The organism is Streptomyces sp. CB01201 (assembly GCF_002803085.1).
Taxonomy (GTDB): Bacteria; Actinomycetota; Actinomycetes; order Streptomycetales; family Streptomycetaceae; genus Streptomyces; species Streptomyces hundungensis.
In genome coordinates, this window is sequence record NZ_NNBJ01000003.1 from 275,139 (window position 1) to 293,635 (window position 18,497).

Annotated in this window: 16 protein-coding genes; 4 read left to right on the plus strand and 12 right to left on the minus strand. The window is 71.8% G+C overall.

The genetic code is table 11. The features are described from left to right. Positions 1-3 precede the first annotated feature (3 nt). Both CG740_RS09210 and CG740_RS09215 read right to left on the minus strand, forming a co-directional pair. Entirely contained in the window at positions 4-618 is a 615-nt protein-coding gene (locus CG740_RS09210; protein ID WP_100574511.1) for a TetR/AcrR family transcriptional regulator, read from the minus strand. Positions 619-640: 22 nt separating this feature from the next. Beyond that, positions 641-1,471: an SDR family oxidoreductase gene (locus CG740_RS09215; RefSeq protein ID WP_100574512.1), complete on the minus strand. Its 831-nt coding sequence runs from the start codon at positions 1,469-1,471 to the stop codon at positions 641-643. A 54-nt stretch (positions 1,472-1,525) separates the two neighbouring features. Here CG740_RS09215 and CG740_RS09220 point away from each other — a divergent pair, with 54 nt between their 5' ends. Then, positions 1,526-2,695, plus strand: a complete 1,170-nt coding sequence (locus CG740_RS09220; protein WP_100574513.1) for an acyl-CoA dehydrogenase family protein — start codon at positions 1,526-1,528, stop codon at positions 2,693-2,695. Next, a complete protein-coding gene (locus CG740_RS09225; protein WP_100574514.1) occupies positions 2,692-3,672 on the plus strand; it encodes an acyl-CoA dehydrogenase family protein in 981 nt (326 codons plus the stop codon). The genes CG740_RS09220 and CG740_RS09225 overlap by 4 nt, the downstream gene beginning before the upstream one ends. Positions 3,673-3,805: 133 nt before the next feature. Here the strand turns inward: CG740_RS09225 and CG740_RS09230 are convergent, their stop codons facing one another. From CG740_RS09230 to CG740_RS09245, 4 genes are all read right to left on the minus strand, one after another. Beyond that, positions 3,806-4,345 carry a pyridoxamine 5'-phosphate oxidase family protein gene (locus CG740_RS09230; RefSeq protein WP_100574515.1) on the minus strand — a complete coding sequence of 180 codons (540 nt, stop codon included), beginning with the start codon at positions 4,343-4,345 and terminating at the stop codon, positions 3,806-3,808. 41 nt (positions 4,346-4,386) lie between these two features. Continuing rightward, positions 4,387-4,923 carry a HutD/Ves family protein gene (locus tag CG740_RS09235; RefSeq protein WP_234376158.1) on the minus strand — a complete coding sequence of 179 codons (537 nt, stop codon included), beginning with the start codon at positions 4,921-4,923 and terminating at the stop codon, positions 4,387-4,389. Further along, positions 4,920-5,639 (minus strand): vWA domain-containing protein, encoded by a 720-nt coding sequence (locus CG740_RS09240; RefSeq protein ID WP_100574516.1) that lies wholly within the window; start codon positions 5,637-5,639, stop codon positions 4,920-4,922. Before CG740_RS09240 ends, CG740_RS09235 begins: the two co-directional genes overlap by 4 nt. Before the next feature lie 272 nt (positions 5,640-5,911). Further along, positions 5,912-6,817, minus strand: a complete 906-nt coding sequence (locus tag CG740_RS09245; protein WP_100574517.1) for a LysR family transcriptional regulator — start codon at positions 6,815-6,817, stop codon at positions 5,912-5,914. 153 nt (positions 6,818-6,970) lie between these two features. Here CG740_RS09245 and CG740_RS09250 point away from each other — a divergent pair, with 153 nt between their 5' ends. Then, positions 6,971-7,396, plus strand: a complete 426-nt coding sequence (locus CG740_RS09250) for a tautomerase family protein (RefSeq protein ID WP_100574518.1) — start codon at positions 6,971-6,973, stop codon at positions 7,394-7,396. A 15-nt stretch (positions 7,397-7,411) separates the two neighbouring features. Here the strand turns inward: CG740_RS09250 and CG740_RS09255 are convergent, their stop codons facing one another. From CG740_RS09255 to CG740_RS09275, 5 genes are all read right to left on the minus strand, one after another. Continuing rightward, on the minus strand, positions 7,412-8,524 hold the full coding sequence (locus CG740_RS09255) for a hypothetical protein (protein WP_100574519.1): 1,113 nt from the start codon (positions 8,522-8,524) through the stop codon (positions 7,412-7,414). A gap of 14 nt (positions 8,525-8,538) precedes the next feature. Further along, positions 8,539-8,757 carry a hypothetical protein gene (locus CG740_RS09260; RefSeq protein ID WP_100574520.1) on the minus strand — a complete coding sequence of 73 codons (219 nt, stop codon included), beginning with the start codon at positions 8,755-8,757 and terminating at the stop codon, positions 8,539-8,541. A 239-nt stretch (positions 8,758-8,996) separates the two neighbouring features. Continuing rightward, positions 8,997-10,457, minus strand: a complete 1,461-nt coding sequence (locus tag CG740_RS09265) for a glutamate synthase subunit beta (protein ID WP_100574521.1) — start codon at positions 10,455-10,457, stop codon at positions 8,997-8,999. Then, positions 10,450-15,015 (minus strand): glutamate synthase large subunit, encoded by a 4,566-nt coding sequence (gltB, locus tag CG740_RS09270; protein WP_100574522.1) that lies wholly within the window; start codon positions 15,013-15,015, stop codon positions 10,450-10,452. The genes CG740_RS09265 and gltB overlap by 8 nt, the downstream gene beginning before the upstream one ends. Before the next feature lie 411 nt (positions 15,016-15,426). Further along, complete coding sequence (locus tag CG740_RS09275; RefSeq protein ID WP_100574523.1) at positions 15,427-16,158, minus strand: VIT1/CCC1 transporter family protein; 732 nt, start codon at positions 16,156-16,158, stop codon at positions 15,427-15,429. A 239-nt stretch (positions 16,159-16,397) separates the two neighbouring features. Here CG740_RS09275 and rbsK point away from each other — a divergent pair, with 239 nt between their 5' ends. Next, complete coding sequence (rbsK, locus tag CG740_RS09280; RefSeq protein ID WP_100574524.1) at positions 16,398-17,285, plus strand: ribokinase; 888 nt, start codon at positions 16,398-16,400, stop codon at positions 17,283-17,285. Between the two features lie 226 nt (positions 17,286-17,511). Here rbsK and lgt read toward each other — a convergent pair whose 3' ends face one another. Then, positions 17,512-18,477: a prolipoprotein diacylglyceryl transferase gene (lgt, locus tag CG740_RS09285; RefSeq protein ID WP_100574525.1), complete on the minus strand. Its 966-nt coding sequence runs from the start codon at positions 18,475-18,477 to the stop codon at positions 17,512-17,514. Between the last annotated feature and the right edge of the window lie 20 nt (positions 18,478-18,497).

An 18,497-nucleotide genomic window follows, 5' to 3' on the forward strand; every position in this document is an offset into this window, starting at 1 on the left:
GAGTTATTCGCGTACGGCGATTCCGTCCAGGACCATCGAGAGGTACTGGCGGGCGATCTCCTCCGGGCTGTGTCCGCCGCCGGGCCGGTACCAGGACGCGGCGACCCACACCGTGTCGCGCACGAAGCGGTAGGTCAGGCGGATGTCGAGGTCGGTGCGGAAGGCGCCCGCCGCGACGCCCCGCTCCAGCGTTCCCAGCCAGGCCTTCTCGAACTTCTGCTGGGATTCGGTCAGATAGCCGAAGCGGGACAGCGCGGCCAGGTGCCGGGACTCCTTCTGGTAGATCGCGACGGCGGCGCGGTGCCGGTCGATCTCCCGGAAGGACTCGGTGACCAGGGCCTCGATGGTCTCGCGGGGGCCGAGTCCGGCGGCGAGTACGGCGTCGTAGCCCTCCCAGAGTTCGTTCAGGAAGGTCGAGAGGATCTCGTCGAGCATCGACTCCTTGGAGTCGAAGTGGTAGTAGAGGCTGCCCGCGAGCAGGCCGGCCTCGTCGGCGATCCGGCGCACGGTGGTCGCGTTGTAGCCCTGGGCAGCGAACACCTCGGCCGCGGTGGCCAGGAGTTCGCGCCGCCGCTCGGGCGAGGCGGTCACCTGCGTCTTCTTCTTGTTCGTCGGCACCTGACCATTGTGCTGTCCCCGGCTAGGCGTGCTGGCTGCTGACGGAGACGACCTCGCCGGTGAGGTACGAGGAGTAGTCGCCGGCCAGGAACACGATGACGTTGGCGACCTCCCACGGTTCGGCGTAGCGGCCGAACGCCTCGCGGGCGGTGAGCTCTTCGAGCAGTTCGGCGGAGGTGACCTTCACCAGGTGCGGGTGCATGGCGAGGCTGGGCGCCACCGCGTTGACGCGCACGCCGTACTCGGCGGCCTCGATGGCGGCGCACCGGGTCAGCGCCATGACGCCGGCCTTGGCTGCGGCGTAGTGGGCCTGGCCGGCCTGGGCGCGCCAGCCGACGACCGAGGCGTTGTTGACGATGACGCCGCCCCGGCCGCTGTCCTTGAAGGCGCGCAGGGCGGCCCGGGTGCAGCGGAAGGTGCCGTTCAGGGTGACGTCGAGGACCTTGGACCAGGCCTCGTCCGTCATGTCGACGAGGGAGCAAGTCCCGCCCAGGCCCGCGTTGTTGACGACGATGTCGAGACGGCCGTGTTCGTGTTCGGCGAGCGCGAGGAGGGCGGCGACCTGCCGTTCGTCGGTCACGTCGCAGGGGACGGAGGCGACCCGGTCCGCGCCGAACTCCGCGGCCAGCGCCTCCTCGGTCTCCTTCAGGCGGCGGGCGTGGGCGTCGCCGATGACGACGCGGGCGCCCTCTTCGAGGAGCCTGCGGGCGGTGGCCCCGCCGATCCCGGCGCCGGCCGCCGCGGTGACGACGGCGGTGCGGCCGTCGAGCAGTGCGTGGCCGGGCACGTACTGAGCCGTGTTGGCCGCCGTCCGGGCCTCGCCGGCCGCCGCCTGAGCCTTGTTGTCCGTCACGGCGCCACGTTAACCTACCAAACACTTGTTAGGGAAGGATGGTGTGCCGTACCCATGGACCTGGACCCCACGCCCGACCAGGAGGCCTTCCGGGCCGAGGCGCGCGACTGGCTCGCCGCGCACGTGCCGTCCGCGCCGCTTCCCTCTCTGGAGACCGAAGCCGGCTTCGCGGCCCACCGGGAGTGGGAGGCGCGGCTGTCCGCGGACCGCTGGTCGGTGGTGTCCTGGCCGCAGGAGTACGGAGGCCGGGGCGTCGACATCTTCCGGTGGCTGGTCTTCGAGGAGGAGTACTTCGCGGCGGGCGGCCCCGGGCGCGTCTCGCAGAACGGCATCAACCTGCTCGCGCCCACCCTGTTCGACCACGGTACGCCCGAGCAGCGGGCGCGCGTCCTGCCGGACATGGCGAGCGGCGCGACGATCTGGGCGCAGGCCTGGTCCGAGCCGGAGGCGGGCTCCGACCTCGCCTCGCTGCGCTCCAAGGCCGTGCGCACGGACGGGGGTTGGCTGCTCTCGGGGCAGAAGACCTGGTCGTCGCGGGCCGCGTTCGCCGACCGCGCCTTCGGCATCTTCCGCACCGACCCCGAGGCCGCCAGGCCCCACCAGGGCCTGACCTATCTGATGTTCGACCTGCGCGCCCCGGGGGTGGGCGTACGCCCCATCGGCCGCCTCGACGGCAAGCCCGCCTTCGCCGAACTCTTCCTGGACAACGTCTTCGTGCCGGACGAGGACGTGATCGGCGAGGCCGGCGCGGGCTGGCGGATCGCCATGTCGACGACCGGCAACGAGCGCGGTCTGATGCTGCGCTCCCCCGGCCGCTTCCTGGCCTCGGCCACGCGGCTCGTGGAGCTGTGGCGCACGGCGGGCGACCCGGCGGACACCGCACTGCGCGACCGGGTCGCGGACGCGGTGATCGGGGCGCGCGCCTATCAGCTCTTCACCTGCGCGGGCGCCTCCCGCTTCGCCGAGGGCGGTGTGATCGGCGCCGAGTCGAGCCTCAACAAGGTGTTCTGGTCGCGGTACGACATCGCCCTGCACGAGTGCGCGCTCGATCTGCTCGGCCCGTACGGGGAGCTGTCGGACGAGGCCGACGAGGCGCCCGCGCACGGGAGTTGGGCCGAGGGCCATGTCTTCTCGCTGGCCGGTCCGATCTACGCGGGGACGAACGAGATCCAGCGCGACATCATCGCCGAGCGGCTGCTCGGCCTGCCGAAGGGGCGCCGATGAGGTTTCTGCTCACCTCGCAACAGCTCGACTTCGCCCGCTCCCTGGACGCGCTGCTGAGCGCCGCCGACACGCCCGCGGCGATACGGGCCTGGGCCGCGGGGGACGCGGGGCCCGGCCGGGCCCTCTGGTCGCGGCTCGCCGATGCGGGGGTGTTCGCGCTCGGAGTGCCCGAGGAGCACGAGGGGATGGGCGCGCTTCCGGTCGAACTCGCGCTCTCGTGCGTGGAGTTGGGGCGGCACGCGCTGCCGGGTCCGGTCGTGGAGACGGTGGCCGCCGCCGCACTGCTGGCCCGGCTCGCGGAGCTCGGCGAGGAGGGCCCCGCCAAGCGGCTGCTGCCCGGTATCGCCTCGGGCGCATGCCTGGCGAGCGTGCTGTGGCCGGGCGGTGGCCCGTACGCACTCGACGCGGACGCGGCGGACGTGGTGCTCACCGTCGCGGACCAGGAGCTGCGGCTCGCCCCGGGGCACGGCCCCGTCCAGCCGTCGGCCGACCCGGCCAGGCGGCTCGCACGGCCCCTGCCGGGCGGTGAACTGCTGTACACGGGGCCCCAGTTGGAGGATGCCGTCGCCTACGCCACCGGGTGGGCGCGGCTCGCGGCGGCCGGGCAGTGTCTCGGAGTCGCCGAGGCGCTGCTTGCCCGGACGGTGGCGTACGTCAAGCAGCGCACCCAGTTCGGGGCGCCGATCGGTTCGTTCCAGGCGGTCAAGCACCGGCTCGCGGACATCCTGATCGCGATCGAGTTCGCGCGGCCGCTGCTGTACGGGGCCGCGCTGTCGCTCGCGCCGGGCGAGGTGGCCGCGGCGAAGGTGACGGCCGGGGAGGCCGCGTACGGCGCCGCCCGCACCGCGCTGCAACTGCACGGCGCGGTCGGCTACACCCAGGAGCTCGACCTGTCGCTGTGGCTGCGCAAGGCCCGGCCGCTCCGGGACGCGTGGGGGTCGCCCGGGGAATGCCGGGCGCGGGTGCTGGCGGGCTGAGGGGGGGAATCCCCACCCCGCCCCTTCCCGAGATCCTCCGGGGGATTCGATTCGGCTGCGGACCGTGCGTGGCTGGTCGCGCAGTTCCCCGCGCCCCTTGGCGGTACCGGTGCTGCCGGCTCGACCCGCGGGTTCAGGCGTCCTCGCGCACCGACCCCTCGCCGCTGCCGCGCCTGAGGGTGCGCAGCGCGGTGCCGGGACGCCAGACGCGTACGACGATCTCCTCGTTCTCGACGCCGGTGTACACGACCTCGGTCGGCTCGACACGGAAGAGGAGGAACGGTTCGGGCGGGGTCGTCTGCTCGATGTAGGACGCCAGCGCGGCCGGGTCGGTGACCCGCACCGCGCGCCCGCTGACCCGTACGTCACCGTCGGCCATCTCGGCGTCCGGGCCCGGGTTGGCCTGGAGCGAGAAGCGCGGGTCGCGCAACAGGTCGAGGGCCTTCATCGAGCCGGGCATCATGCCGAGCAGCAGCTCACCGTCCCGGAACTCCACCTCCAGGCCGGTCACCCGGGGCGAGCCGTCCTTGCGCAGGGTGCCGAGGACCTGGTGCTTGTACTTCTGGAAGCGGGCCTCGGCGAGGGCGGCGAACTGCGGCTCGGCCTGGTGGAACTCGCTCCAGGCCCGTGCCGGGGGCGCGGTCGGCGGGGTCGCCGTGTCTGTGGTGTCCATAGTTCCAGGAAACCTCGGATACCCGACAACCTCTGTCCGGATTACCGGGCGGGAAGGGTGACGACCGCCGCGTGTCCCTCGGCCCGCACCGCCACCGTGCCCCGCGCGGTGAGCTGGGCGTCGTACGGGTCCAGGTGTACGCCGTCGACGCGGGCGGGTGCGTCGAGAGCGACGACCAGGGCGGGCCCTGCGATCGTCAGGTCGCCCCGCACCACGGCGACCGCCGGCGCGGGGGTGCCCCGGCGGAACATCACGTTGAAGTTGACGACCGGGCCGGCCAGGAGGCGGCAGTCCGTGGGGGCGTCGCCGGGGAAGTGCTGGGGCACGAACCGCTCGTCCACGAGGCGGCGTCGGCCGCCCACCAGGAGGTCCATGCCGGCGCCCTCGACGACGGTGAGGATCCGGTCCACCCCCGGGAATCCGGAGAACGGGCCGTCCGCGCCGACATCGGCGAGGCTGGCCCGCCACACGAAGTCGGCGGTGCCCGCGCCCTCGGGGTGGGCCACGACGTTCCGGGTCACCCCGCCGCCGTTGCGCCACGGCACGGCCGCCCTGTCGGCGGCTCGCAGTGTCCTCACCGTACGATCCCTTCCGCCCGGGCGGCGCGCAGCCAGTGCGGGAACTCGCCGAGCAGCCGGTCGTAGAGCTGGGCGTCCGTCACCCGGCGCGGGTCGCTGCCGGCCGCGAAGAAGCCCGCGTTGTCGACGCGGCGGCGCTCGGGGACGGCCAACTCGTCGAGCCTGCGCAGGAAGTCGAACTGGTGGCTGCGGGGGTCGCCGAAACCGATGAACTGCCAGAACATCGGCAGCGTCGCCGCCTTGCAGACGTAGCGCTCGGCGGCGAGCCTGCTGCTCGGGCCGCCGTCGGTCTGGAGCACGACGAGCGCGGGGGCGCTCGCGCCGCTCTCCAGGTAGTGGTCGATGACCGCGTCCATCGCCACGTGGTAGTTGGTGCGGCCCATACGGCCGAGGTTGGCCACGATCCGCTCGATGCGGCCCCGGTGGTTGTGCAGGGCGATCTCCGTCTCGGCGTCGATGTCCGTGGAGAAGAACACGACCGGGACGCGGCCGTCGTCGTCGAGGTGTGCGGAGAGCCCGAGCACGCGGTCGGCAAGTGCCTGCACACTGCCGTCCCTGAAGTACGGGCGCATCGAGCCGGAGTGGTCGACGACGAGGTAGACGGCGGCGGTCTCGTCGTCGAGCCCGTGCTTCTCCAGCGATGTGGCGGCGTGCTTGTAGAGGGAGACGAGGGCGGGGGCACACTCCTCCACCTTCTGGAGGGACAGGGCGGGCATGCGGCTCCCTTCGCGCCGGGGTGCGGGTGACGAGGGTACGCCGCTTTGGCGGTGCGGGGCGGCTCCGCCCGGCCGGAGGTGTCCGGTGCCGCCCCGCGCCGGGGGCTTCAAGTTCCGCTCCGGGGTGGGGTGTTCGGTGCGGGCCGTCCGTGGCTGGTCGCGCAGTTCCCCGCGCCCCTCAGCAGGGTGCCCGTACCCGGCACCGGGCCTTCAGGATCCGTCGCGCCCTCGCGGCGGAGCCGCACGTGGTGGAGCTTCCGTTCCCTTCCGGGTCAGTCGGCCAGCAGGGACGCCTGGTCGCGGAGGGCGCGGGTCAGGGCCGCCGTCGCGGGGGGCGTGGGGCCGGGGCTGCGCACCAGGCTGATGCGGCGGCGTTCCTCGGGGAGGTCGTCCGGCGTGATGAGGCGGACGCCGGGCGGGATCGCGGACAGCAGCAGGGAGGGGACGGTCGTGATGCCCGCGCCGGCTGCGACCAGGTGCAGCTTGGTGAGCCAGTCGCGGGCGGAGTGGTGGACCCGGGGGCGTCCGGGCAGGCCCGGCCAGATGCCGAGCAGGGGCTCGTCGTCGACTGCCGGGCCGGCGATCCACGTCTCGTCGGCCAGTTCGCGCGCGGTGACGCCGGCCCGGTCGGCGAAACGGTCGGCCGGCACCGCCAGGACCAGGCGGTCCTCCAGGAGCGGCTCGGCGTGCAGGGGCGGATCGTCGGCGTCGGGAGCGCGGTGCGGTGGCCGGGAGGAGAGCAGCGCGAGGTCGAGGGCGCCGGCGCGCAGCGCCCTCAGCAGTGAGGGAGTGGTCCCCTCCCGGGTGGTGACGCGGACCCGCGGGCTTTCCCGGCCCAGGGTCGCGAGGGCGCGGGCCACGAGCACCGCTCCGGCGGCGGGGATGAAGCCGAGTCGCACGTGGCCGCCGTCGTCCTGGGCGCCGCTCAGTTCCCGGTCGGCCGCCGCCAGCGCGTCCAGCGCGGTCACGGCGTGGCGCAGCAGGACCCGGCCCGCGGTGGTCAGCCGGACGCCGCCCGGATACCGGTCGAACAGCCGGGACCCGGTGGCCTGTTCCAGGCCGGCCACCTGCCGGGAGACGGCCGACTGCGTGTACCCCAGTGCCTGGGCCGCAGCCGTGAAGGTGCCCCGCTCGGCCACCTCACGCAGCACCCGCAGGCCGACCACCGTGATGTCCATGAGCGATGAGCATATCCAGCATGCCAACCATTCGCTGGCCGAATGGGACTCGGGTTCCTAGCGTGGGGAGCGATGGCCTTGCGGGACTTCGGGTTACGTCGACTCCCCCGGTCATGGATTGTCACCAATCATCACGAAGGGAAGCGAGCGAGCATGCCGCTGATCACCATCCACCTGCGCCAGGGCACCACCCCCGAGTACCGCCGCGAGGTCTCCGCCGCGCTCCATCAGGCGATGATGGACGTGCTGAAGATCCCGCACGACGACCAGTTCCATGTCTTCCACGAGGTCACGCCCGACAACTTCCACATGCAGCCGGTCGTGTTCGGCCTGCCGCGCGGTGAGCGCACCATGCTCATCCAGCTGTCCTTCAACCACCGCACGGCCCAAGAGAAGAGCGCACTGTTCCGGGCGATCGTCGATCAGCTCCGGCTGCGCGCCGGCGTCCCCGAGGAGGACGTCCTGCTGATGGCCGTGGAGACGGCCCGCGAGAACTGGTGGGCCGCCGGCCGTGTCGTCAGCCCCGAGACCGGCTTCGACGTGCGCATGCCCCCCGTCGAAGCCGTCGGCACGGACTGACCCCATCGCCGTGGGTCAGGGAGTCTCCGCCTGGTCCTGGAAGGCGGGCAGGGCGAAGATGCGTTCCTTGGCGGGGTCCGGCATCAGCTCCACCAGGGGCAGGACCAGGTCCCAGAGGTTCTGCTTGTCGACCTCGCGGGCCAGGGCGTCCAGGTCCGTGTCCGAGAGGTCGCCCGCCGCCTCGGCCACCACCGTGCGGGACGGCTCGGGCAGCAGCTCGACCAGGGGCAGGAATTCCGCCCACAGCGCTGTCGCCACGACCGCGGGCACGATGCCGGACAGGACCTCGGGGTCGGTGAGGGACGGCAGGAGGGCCACCGCCCGGCGGTCCTCCTCGGACAGGAGGGCCACCAGGGGGAGCAGGGACTCCCACAGGTCCTGCTCAGCCGTGGTGCGGACCAGGGTGTCGAGGCGGTCCTGGGGCTGGCGGGCGGCCAGGGTGGCGATGCGGGCGCGCTGCTCCCCCGTCACCATGCCGGCCACCGCGAGGGCCTCGGGCCACAGGCCGTCGGCGGCCGAGGCGATGACGTGGGCCAGGCGGTCCTCGCCCATCAACTCGACGATGTCGCCCAGGCGTTGGGGCTGGTCCACGGCGAAACCGGTGCGCAGCACCACCGCGTCGTCGACCTGCGGCAGGATCCGGGTGAGCGCCGAATCGCGCAGATGGCCGACGAAGCGGCCCATCGTGAGGTGGTCGCCGCGTTCGGCGAGCGCGACCGAGATCCGCACGAGCAGGTTCTCGTCGAGCCGGTCGACGATGCCCTCGATGCGCCGGGGGTCGAGGTGCGCGCAGGACGCGGCGGTGAAGGCGACGGGCAGCTTCTCGATGATGTCGGCGGCCCGGGCGGGTTCGAGGCGGCCCGCGACGGCGGCGGCGAGCCGAGGGCCGAGGGCCTTCTGCGAGATGGCGGCGGCGACCCCGGCCGGTACGAGCTTGGTGGCCTTGGCGATGCGGTCCAGCATGTCGGGCATGCCGTCGAACAGGGCCGCCACCGTCTGTTCGCGCAGGGTGCGCAGATCGTCGGCGGGCAGCCCGGCGAGGAAGGCGAGCCGTTCGGGGCGCTCGTCGAGCAGGGCCGCGAGCTTCTCGATCTCGGCGCGGGCCCGGAGCGTGTCGCGGGTGTCCATGGCAGTCACCGGCCTCACTTGAAGAGGATGCGGCGGACGGGGCCGCGGGCCAGGGCGGGCACGAGCCCGAGGGCGGCTTCCGCGGCCTCGCCGAGCCCGGCCGCGCGGCTTTCGCGTTCCTTGCTCAACGCGCCTGCCAGATAGGTGAGTTGATCCTCCGTCAGGCGTGCGAGGGAGGGCGGTGGCGCCGCCCCCAGTTCCGTACTCAGCTGCGAAAGCGGTTCGTTGCTCACGGGACCTCCCGAAGACGGACGGCGGCTCGTCCCGAGACTGAGGCGCAATTGACTAATAGTCAATACGTGGCGCAGACCCGGGCCGGCACCGTGCCGACCGGGCCCGAAGCGTGCCGACCGGGCCCGAAGCGTGCCGACCGGGCCCCGGACATGCCGCGGCGCCCGCCCAGTCGTCCGGTCGGGGACAGTGGGGCGGGCGCCGGTCAGTTCCGTACGTCGTTGTACGGGACGATGAGGGGTCAGACCGTGAGCGCGCGGTCCGTGGGGCGGATCGGGGCGGGCAGGTCGCTCGCACCGGTCAGGTAGCGGTCGACGCCGCGTGCCGCGGAGCGGCCCTCGGCGATCGCCCAGACGATCAGGGACTGGCCGCGGCCCGCGTCACCGGCGACGAACACGCCGTCGACGTTGGTCGCGAAGTCCGCGTCACGGGCCACATTACCCCGCTCGTCCAGTTCGAGGCCGAACTGCTGGACGAGGCCATTGGCCTGGTCGGTGCCGGTGAAGCCCATGGCGAGGGTGACCAGCTGGGCCGGGATGCTCCGCTCGGTGCCCGGCTTCTGGGTCAGCTTGCCGTCCACGAACTCGACCTCGGCGAGGTGCAGCGACTGCACGTTGCCGTCCTCGTCGCCCTCGAAGTGGGTGGTCGAGACGGAGTAGACGCGCTCGCCGCCCTCCTCGTGCGCGGAGGTCACCTTGTAGAGCATGGGGAACGTCGGCCAGGGCTGGCCCGGGTTCCGCTCGTCGCCCGGCCTCGGCATGATCTCCAGCTGGGTGACGGAGGCCGCGCCCTGGCGGTGGGCGGTGCCGACGCAGTCCGCGCCGGTGTCGCCGCCGCCGATGACCACGACGTGCTTGCCCTCGGCGGTGATCGGCGGGGTGACGAAGTCGCCCTCCTGCACCTTGTTGGAGAGCGGCAGGTACTCCATCGCGAAGTGGATGCCGTTCAGCTCGCGGCCCGGCACCGGCAGGTCGCGCGAGACCGTGGCGCCGGCCGCGATGACGACCGCGTCGTAGCGCTTGCGCAGCTTGGCGGCGTCGATGTCGCGGCCGATCTCGACCTCGGTGCGGAACTTGGTGCCCTCCGCGCGCATCTGCTCGATGCGGCGGTTGATGTGCACCTTCTCCATCTTGAACTCGGGGATGCCGTAGCGCAGCAGGCCGCCGATGCGGTCGGCGCGCTCGTAGACGGCGACCGTGTGTCCGGCCCGGGTCAGCTGCTGGGCGGCGGCGAGGCCCGCCGGGCCCGAGCCGATGACCGCGACGGTCTTGCCGGACAGGCGCTCGGGCGCCTGCGGCCTGACGTCGTTGCTGTCCCACGCCTTGTCGATGATGGAGACTTCGACGTTCTTGATGGTGACGGCGGGCTGGTTGATGCCGAGCACGCACGCCGACTCGCACGGGGCCGGGCACAGCCGCCCGGTGAACTCCGGGAAGTTGTTGGTGGCGTGCAGGCGCTCGGAGGCGGCCTGCCAGTCCTCGCGGTAGGCGTAGTCGTTCCACTCGGGGATCAGGTTCCCCAGCGGACAGCCGTTGTGGCAGAACGGGATGCCGCAGTCCATGCAGCGCCCGGCCTGCTTGCTGATGATCGGCAGCAGCGAACCGGGAACGTAGACCTCGTTCCAGTCCTTGACTCGCTCGCCCACCGGACGGGTCGTGGCGACCTCGCGCCCGGTGGTCAGGAAGCCCTTGGGGTCAGCCATTGGTCGCCGCCTCCATCATCTTCTCGGTGGTCTCCTGCTCGGAGAGACCGGCGAGCTCAGCGGCGTCCTTGGCGGCGAGCACTGCCTTGTACGTGGTCGGGATGATCTTGTTGAAGCGGTCCACGGCAGCGGACCAGTCGGCGAGCAGCTTCTCGGCGACCGTCGAGCCGGTCTCCTCGAAGTGGCGGCGCACGACGTCGTGCAGCCACTGCTTGTCGGTGTCGTCGAGCGCCTCGACGGCGCTCAGGTTCCCGGAGTTGACGTTGTCGCGGTCCAGGTCGATGACGTACGCGATGCCGCCGGACATGCCGGCCGCGAAGTTGCGCCCGGTCTCGCCGAGGACCACCGCGTGGCCGCCGGTCATGTACTCGCAGCCGTGGTCGCCCACGCCCTCCGAGACGACCGTGGCACCCGAGTTGCGGACGCAGAAGCGTTCGCCGGTGCGGCCGCGCAGGAACAGCTCGCCGCCGGTCGCGCCGTAGGCGATGGTGTTGCCGGCGATCGTCGAGTACTCGGCGAGGTGGTCCGCGCCCCGGTCGGGACGGACGACGACACGGCCGCCGGAGAGGCCCTTGCCGACGTAGTCGTTGGCGTCGCCCTCCAGGCGCAGGGTCACACCGCTGGGCAGGAAGGCGCCGAAGGACTGGCCGGCCGAGCCGGTGAAGGTGATGTCGATGGTGTCGTCGGGCAGGCCCGCACCGCCGAACTTCTTCGTCACCTCGTGGCCGAGCATGGTGCCCACGGTCCGGTTGATGTTGCGGATCGCGATCTGCGCGCGGACCGGCTGGGCGGCCTCGGCGGAGTCGGCCTCCAGGGCGTCGGCGGCGAGCTTGATGAGCTGGTTGTCCAGCGCCTTCGCGAGGCCGTGGTCCTGGGCGACCGCCGCGTGGCGCACGGCGCCCTCGGGCAGCTCCGGCACGTAGAACAGCGGCTCCAGGTCGAGGCCCTGGGCCTTCCAGTGCGTCACGGCCCGGTCGGTGTCGAGGAGTTCGGCGTGGCCGACGGCCTCCTCGATGGTGCGGAAGCCGAGCTCGGCGAGGATCTCGCGGACCTCTTCGGCGATGAACTCGAAGAAGTTCACGACGAATTCGGGCTTGCCCGAGAAGCGGTCGCGCAGCACCGGGTTCTGGGTGGCGATGCCGACCGGGCAGGTGTCGAGGTGGCAGACGCGCATCATGACGCAGCCGGAGACGACGAGCGGCGCGGTCGCGAAACCGAACTCCTCGGCGCCGAGCAGCGCGGCGATGATCACGTCGCGGCCGGTCTTGAGCTGGCCGTCGGTCTGCACCACGATGCGGTCGCGCAGGCCGTTGAGCAGCAGGGTCTGCTGGGTCTCGGCGAGGCCGAGCTCCCAGGGGCCGCCCGCGTGCTTGAGCGAGGTGAGCGGGGACGCGCCCGTTCCGCCGTCGTGGCCGGAGATGAGGACGACGTCCGCGTGCGCCTTGGAGACACCCGCGGCGACCGTTCCGACGCCGACCTCGGACACGAGCTTCACATGGATGCGCGCGGCGGGGTTGGCGTTCTTGAGGTCGTGGATCAGCTGAGCCAGGTCCTCGATGGAGTAGATGTCGTGGTGCGGCGGCGGCGAGATGAGGCCGACGCCCGGGGTGGAGTGCCGGGTCTTGGCGACCCACGGGTAGACCTTGTGGCCGGGCAGCTGGCCGCCCTCGCCGGGCTTGGCGCCCTGCGCCATCTTGATCTGGATGTCGTCCGCGTTGACCAGGTACTCGCTGGTCACACCGAAGCGGCCGGAGGCGACCTGCTTGATGGAGGAGCGGCGCGCCGGGTCGTACAGGCGGTCCGCGTCCTCGCCGCCCTCACCGGTGTTGGACTTGCCGCCCAGCTGGTTCATGGCGATGGCCAGCGTCTCGTGCGCCTCGCGCGAGATGGAGCCGTACGACATGGCACCGGTGGAGAAGCGCTTGACGATCTCGGAGACCGGCTCGACCTCGTCGATGGAGATCGACGGGCGCTCGCTGTTGAAGCCGAACAGTCCGCGCAGGGTCATGAGGCGCTCGGACTGCTCGTTCACGCGGTCCGTGTACTGCTTGAAGATGTCGTAGCGCTTGTTGCGGGTGGCGTGCTGGAGGCGGAAGACCGTCTCCGGGTCGAACAGGTGCGGCTCGCCCTCGCGGCGCCACTGGTACTCGCCGCCGATCTCCAGGGCGCGGTGCGCCGAGGGGACGCCGGAGGCCGGGTAGGCCTTGGCGTGCCGGGCGGCGACCTCCTTGGCGACGATGTCGAGACCGGCGCCGCCGATCTTGGTGGCGGTGCCGATGAAGTACTTCTGCACGAAGGCCTCGTCGAGGCCGACGGCCTCGAAGACCTGGGCGCCGCGGTAGGAGGCGACCGTCGAGATGCCCATCTTGGACATGACCTTCAGGACGCCCTTGCCGAGCGCGTAGATCAGGTTGCGGATGGCCTGCTCGGGCTCCAGGCCCTCGATGAAGGTGCCGGCCCGCACGAGGTCCTCGACGGACTCCATCGCGAGGTACGGGTTGACGGCCGCGGCACCGTAACCGATGAGCAGCGCGACGTGGTGCACCTCGCGCACGTCACCGGCCTCGACGAGCAGGCCCACCTGGGTGCGCTGCTTGGTGCGGATGAGGTGGTGGTGGACGGCAGCGGTGAGCAGCAGCGACGGGATCGGCGCGTGCTCGGCGTCGGAGTGCCGGTCGGACAGGACGATCAGGCGGGCGCCGCCCTCGATCGCCGCGTCCGTCTCGTTGCAGATGGCCTCGATGCGGGCGGCGAGCGCGTCGCCGCCGCCGGAGACCCGGTACAGACCGGAGAGCGTGGCGGCCTTCATGCCCGGCATGTCGCCGTCGGCGTTGATGTGTATCAGCTTCGCCAGCTCATCGTTGTCGATGACCGGGAAGGGCAGTGTGACGCTGCGGCACGAGGCGGCGGTGGGCTCCAGGAGGTTGCCCTGGGGGCCGAGCGTGGAGCGCAGGCTGGTGACCAGTTCTTCGCGGATCGCGTCCAGCGGCGGGTTGGTGACCTGCGCGAAGAGCTGGGTGAAGTAGTCGAACAGCAGCCGGGGGCGGGCGGAGAGCGCGGCGATCGGCGAGTCGGTGCCCATCGAGCCGAGCGGCTCGCCGGCGGTGCGGGCCATCGGCGCGAGGATGACGCGGAGCTCTTCCTCGGTGTAGCCGAAGGTCTGCTGGCGGCGGGTGACCGAGGCGTGGGTGTGCACGATGTGCTCACGCTCGGGCAGGTCCTCCAGCTCGATCTCGCCGGCTTCCAGCCAGTCCTTGTACGGGTTCTCCGTGGCGAGGGAGGCCTTGATCTCCTCGTCCTCGATGATCCGGTGCTCGGCGGTGTCGACGAGGAACATCCGGCCGGGCTGGAGGCGGCCCTTGCGGACGACCTTCGCCGGGTCGATGTCCAGGACGCCGACCTCGGAGGACAGCACGACGAGGCCGTCGTCGGTCACCCAGTAGCGGCCCGGGCGCAGACCGTTGCGGTCCAGGACCGCGCCGACCTGGACGCCGTCGGTGAAGGTGATGCAGGCCGGGCCGTCCCAGGGCTCCATCATCGTGGCGTGGAACTGGTAGAAGGCACGGCGTGCCGGGTCCATCGACTCGTGGTTCTCCCACGCCTCGGGGACCATCATCAGGACCGAGTGCGGCAGCGAGCGCCCGCCGAGGTGGAGGAGTTCGAGCACCTCGTCGAAGGACGCGGAGTCGGAGGCGTCCGGCGTGCAGACGGGGAAGATGCGGTCGATCTTCCCGGCGCCGGAGTTGAACAGGTTGGACGCCAGCTGGGACTCGCGGGCCACCATCCAGTTGCGGTTGCCCTTGACCGTGTTGATCTCGCCGTTGTGCGCGACGAAGCGGTACGGGTGGGCCAGCGGCCAGCTCGGGAACGTGTTGGTGGAGAACCGCGAGTGCACAAGGGCGACGGCGGTGGCGCAGCGGCGGTCGGAGAGGTCCGGGAAGAACGGCTCCAGCTGGCCGGTGGTCAGCATGCCCTTGTAGACGATGGTCCGGGCGGAGAGCGACGGGAAGTAGACACCGGCCTCCCGCTCGGCGCGCTTGCGCAGGACGAAGGCCTTGCGGTCGAGCGCGATGCCGGCCGAGCTGCCGTCGCTGACGAACAGCTGGCGGAAGGCGGGCATGGTGGCGCGGGCGCCGTTGCCGAGCAGTGCGGGGGTGACGGGGACCTCGCGCCAGCCGAGCACGGTGAGCCCCTCTTCACCGGCGATCGTCTCGATCCGCGAGACGGCCTCCTCGGTCTCCTCCAGGGGCAGGAAGGCGATACCGACGGCGTACGAGCCGGCCTCGGGCAGCTCGAAGTCACTGACCTCGCGCAGGAACGCGTCCGGAACCTGGAGCAGGATGCCGGCGCCGTCACCGGAGTCCGGCTCGGAGCCGGTGGCACCGCGGTGTTCGAGATTGCGCAGTACGGTCAGGGCCTGCTCGACCAGCTCATGGCTGGCAACCCCGGTGAGGGTGGCCACGAACCCGACGCCACAGGCGTCGTGCTCGTTACGGGGGTCGTACATCCCCTGCTGGGCGGGGCGACCGTCCATGGGCGACCAGGCGTCGGAACGCATCGGCTCTCCCGTCGTCGTTGTGGCATTGGGGGCTCCCCCGCTCGATCGGATTCGAGAGCTTGGGGGGCGTATTACCGAGGGACGACGCTGGCCCTCTTGAAATTTCGTGCAGGTTACATGATGGAACGTATCTCGGGAACCGGATAGCGCATTCCAACATGCGGACACCCCGACATGAGCTTCGTTGCCCACGGGGGCGCACAGGAGTGCGGTTATGGGTGTGTACGGCCTATGCCCGGCGGTGAAAGATCCGAAACCGCCGAGTAACGATTAGTTATTCGGGCCGATGCATACTCCGCCATTCTACGGCTTGGGGCCGCCGAGTGCGCAGGACGTATGTCACACGGGGCGGCGCCGATCGGCACCGCCCCGTGTGATGACCTCGGCGTTTCAGCGCCCGAGGGTGTCGCGTCAGCCGATGGCCGTGCCGAAGAACGAACCGATGCCGAAGGTGAGGGCCGCCGCCAGACCGCCGAGGGCCAGCTGGCGCAGGCCGCTGAACCACCACGAGCGGGCCGTCACCCGGGCGACCACCGCGCCGCAGCCGAAGAGGCCCACGAGGGCGAGCAGCACGGCCGGCCACAGCGCGGTCGCGCCGAGCAGGTAGGGCAGCAGGGGAAGGAGCGCGCCGAGCGCGAAGGAGGCGAAGGAGGAGACCGCGGCCACGGTGGGCGAGGGCAGGTCCGAGGGGTCGATGCCCAGCTCTTCGCGGGCGTGGATCTCCAGGGCCTGCTCGGGATCCTGCGACAGCTGCCGGGCGACCTCACGGGCCAGCGCCGGCTCGACGCCCCGCGACATGTAGAGCTCGGCGAGCTCGCGCTCCTCGTCGGCCGGGTGCTTGCGCAGCTCCCGCCGCTCGATGTCGAGTTCGGCCTCCACGAGCTCGCGCTGCGAGGCCACCGAGGTGTACTCGCCGGCCGCCATCGAGAAGGCGCCGGCCGCGAGACCGGCGAGACCGGTGATGATGATCGTGCGGTGCGAGACCTCGCCGCCGGCGACGCCGGTCATCAGGGCGAGGTTGGAGACCAGGCCGTCCATCGCACCGAACACGGCCGGGCGCAGCCAGCCGCCGTTGACGTCACGGTGGGTGTGGTTGTCGCGGTGCGCCTCGTGCAGCGTCGCTTCGGTCTCGATGATGGCCACGGTGGTTCCCCTTACCTTCAGCAGCGGGCAGCAATCACGTCCCGCTCCCCCTCAACACCGTTGAACATACGCTCGATGTAAGGGCCCCGCCAGCAAGTAAGGCCTTACTCAGTGAGGGTGTACTCAGTAAGCCAGGCCTTGCTGAACAGCAGGTCAGGGGCTGTTTCGCCCGTTCTGCGCCGAACGCGCCGGGGCATATGCGGTCACCGAACCGGCCGCCCCCGGGAGACAATCCCGGCATGACCCGGATCACCGTGCTCGGCAGCACCAACATGGACCTCGTCGCCTACGTCACGACCGCCCCGCGCAGCGGCGAGACCGTCACCGGGCACGAGTTCCGCACCGTCCCCGGCGGCAAGGGCGCCAACCAGGCCGTCGCCGCCGCCCGGGCGGGCGCGGAGGTCGCGATGATCGGCGCGGTCGGCACCGACGAGTTCGGCGGCCGGCTGCGGGCCACGCTGGCGGCGTCGGGAGTCGACATCGATCTGCTGCGCACCACCGAGGGGCCCTCCGGCACCGCCCACATCGTGGTCGACGGCGACGGGGCCAACTCGATCGTCGTCATCCCCGGCGCCAACGCCTCCGTCACCTCGCTCAGCCACGCGGACCGCGCGGTGATCGCCGAGGCCAGGTCCCTGCTGCTCCAGCTGGAACTTCCGATGAGCGCGGTCGTCGAGGGCGCCGAAGCGGCTCGCCGCAACGGCGTGCGGACGATCCTGACGCCCGCGCCCGCCCAGACCCTGCCGCCCCAACTCCTCGCTGCCACCGACCTGTTGGTGCCCAACGAGCACGAGGCCGCCACCCTCACCGGCATCTCGGGCGACCCGGAGCGGGCCGCCGATGCGCTGCTCAGGCAGGTGCCCGAGGTCGTGATCACGCTCGGCGCACGGGGTTGTCTGTACGCATCGCGGGCGCAGCCCGAGCCGGTCGCGGTGCTTGCCCCGCCGGTCACGGCGGTGGACACGACCGGCGCCGGTGACGTCTTCGTGGGCGCCCTCGCGGTGGCACTGGCCGAGGGCCGCCCGATGACCGACGCGCTCACGTGGGCGTCCACCGCGGCCGCGCTGTCCGTCCAGCGGCCGGGAGCGGCCACGTCGATGCCGTACCGGGCGGAGATCGACGGATAGCCCTTCCGGGAAGGTACGTGCCCGGTCCTGGACAGCGCGGCCAAGCCGCTCAGGCGCCCGGCACCGCAGGGACCCGTACTGGCCAGGCGCCCGGCACCGCAGGGGCTCCGCCCCCGCCCCCGCTCCTCAAACGCCGGAGGGGCTGATTCTGAGCGCCGCTCCTCGGCCGCGGGAGGGGGTGCTTCGGGGCCCCGCCCCGGGCACCACCACCCACCCCCAACCGCGATCAGGCCTTCTTCGGCTCCGGCTCCGACGCCAGGGACTCCGCCTCGGGGTCGGTGGAGGCATCCGTCGGGTCAGCGGGGTCGGCGGGCGTCCCCGCCTCCGTCGCGTCCCCCTTGTCCAAGGGCTTGTCCAAGGACACCGGCTCGTCGTCCTGGGCACCGGGCTCGACGATCTCCTCGCGACCGGGGCGCAGCTTCGAGGAGACGACGATGTAGGCGACCGCCAGCAGGAAGACACCGCCGGCCGTCCAGTCGTTCAGCCGCAGGCCGAGGATGTGGTGGGCCTCGTCGACCCGCATGTACTCGATCCAGAACCGGCCCACGCAGTACGTGGCCACGTACAGCGCGAACGCCCGCCCGTGGCCCAGCTTGAAGCGGCGGTCGGCCCAGATGACCAGGAAGCCCGCGGCGAGGCACCACAGCGACTCGTACAGGAACGTCGGGTGGTAGGTGCCCGCGATCCGGTTGGGGCCCTCGCTGATCTTCAGCGCCCAGGGCACATCGGTGGGGCGGCCGTACAGCTCCTGGTTGAACCAGTTGCCCCAGCGGCCGATGGCCTGGGCGAAGGCGAGGCCGGGGGCCAGCGCGTCGGCCCAGGCGGGCAGCGGGATGCCCCGGCGGCGGCAGCCGATCCAGGCGCCGACCGCGCCGAGCGCGACCGCGCCCCAGATGCCGAGGCCGCCTTCCCAGATCTTGAAGGCGCCGACCCAGTCCGCACCGTCGCTGAAGTACAGCTGGTAGTCGGTGATGACGTGGTAGAGCCGGCCGCCGACGAGCCCGAAGGGCACCGCCCAGACGGCGATGTCGGCGACGGTGCCGGAGCGGCCGCCGCGCGCGACCCAGCGCTTGTTGCCGTACCAGACGGCGACGAAGACACCGATGATGATGCAGAAGGCGTAGCCGCGCAGCGGGATCGGTCCGAGGTGGATCACGCCGGTCGACGGGCTGGGGATGAAGGCAAGTTCCATGGCAGGGACGACGCTACCGT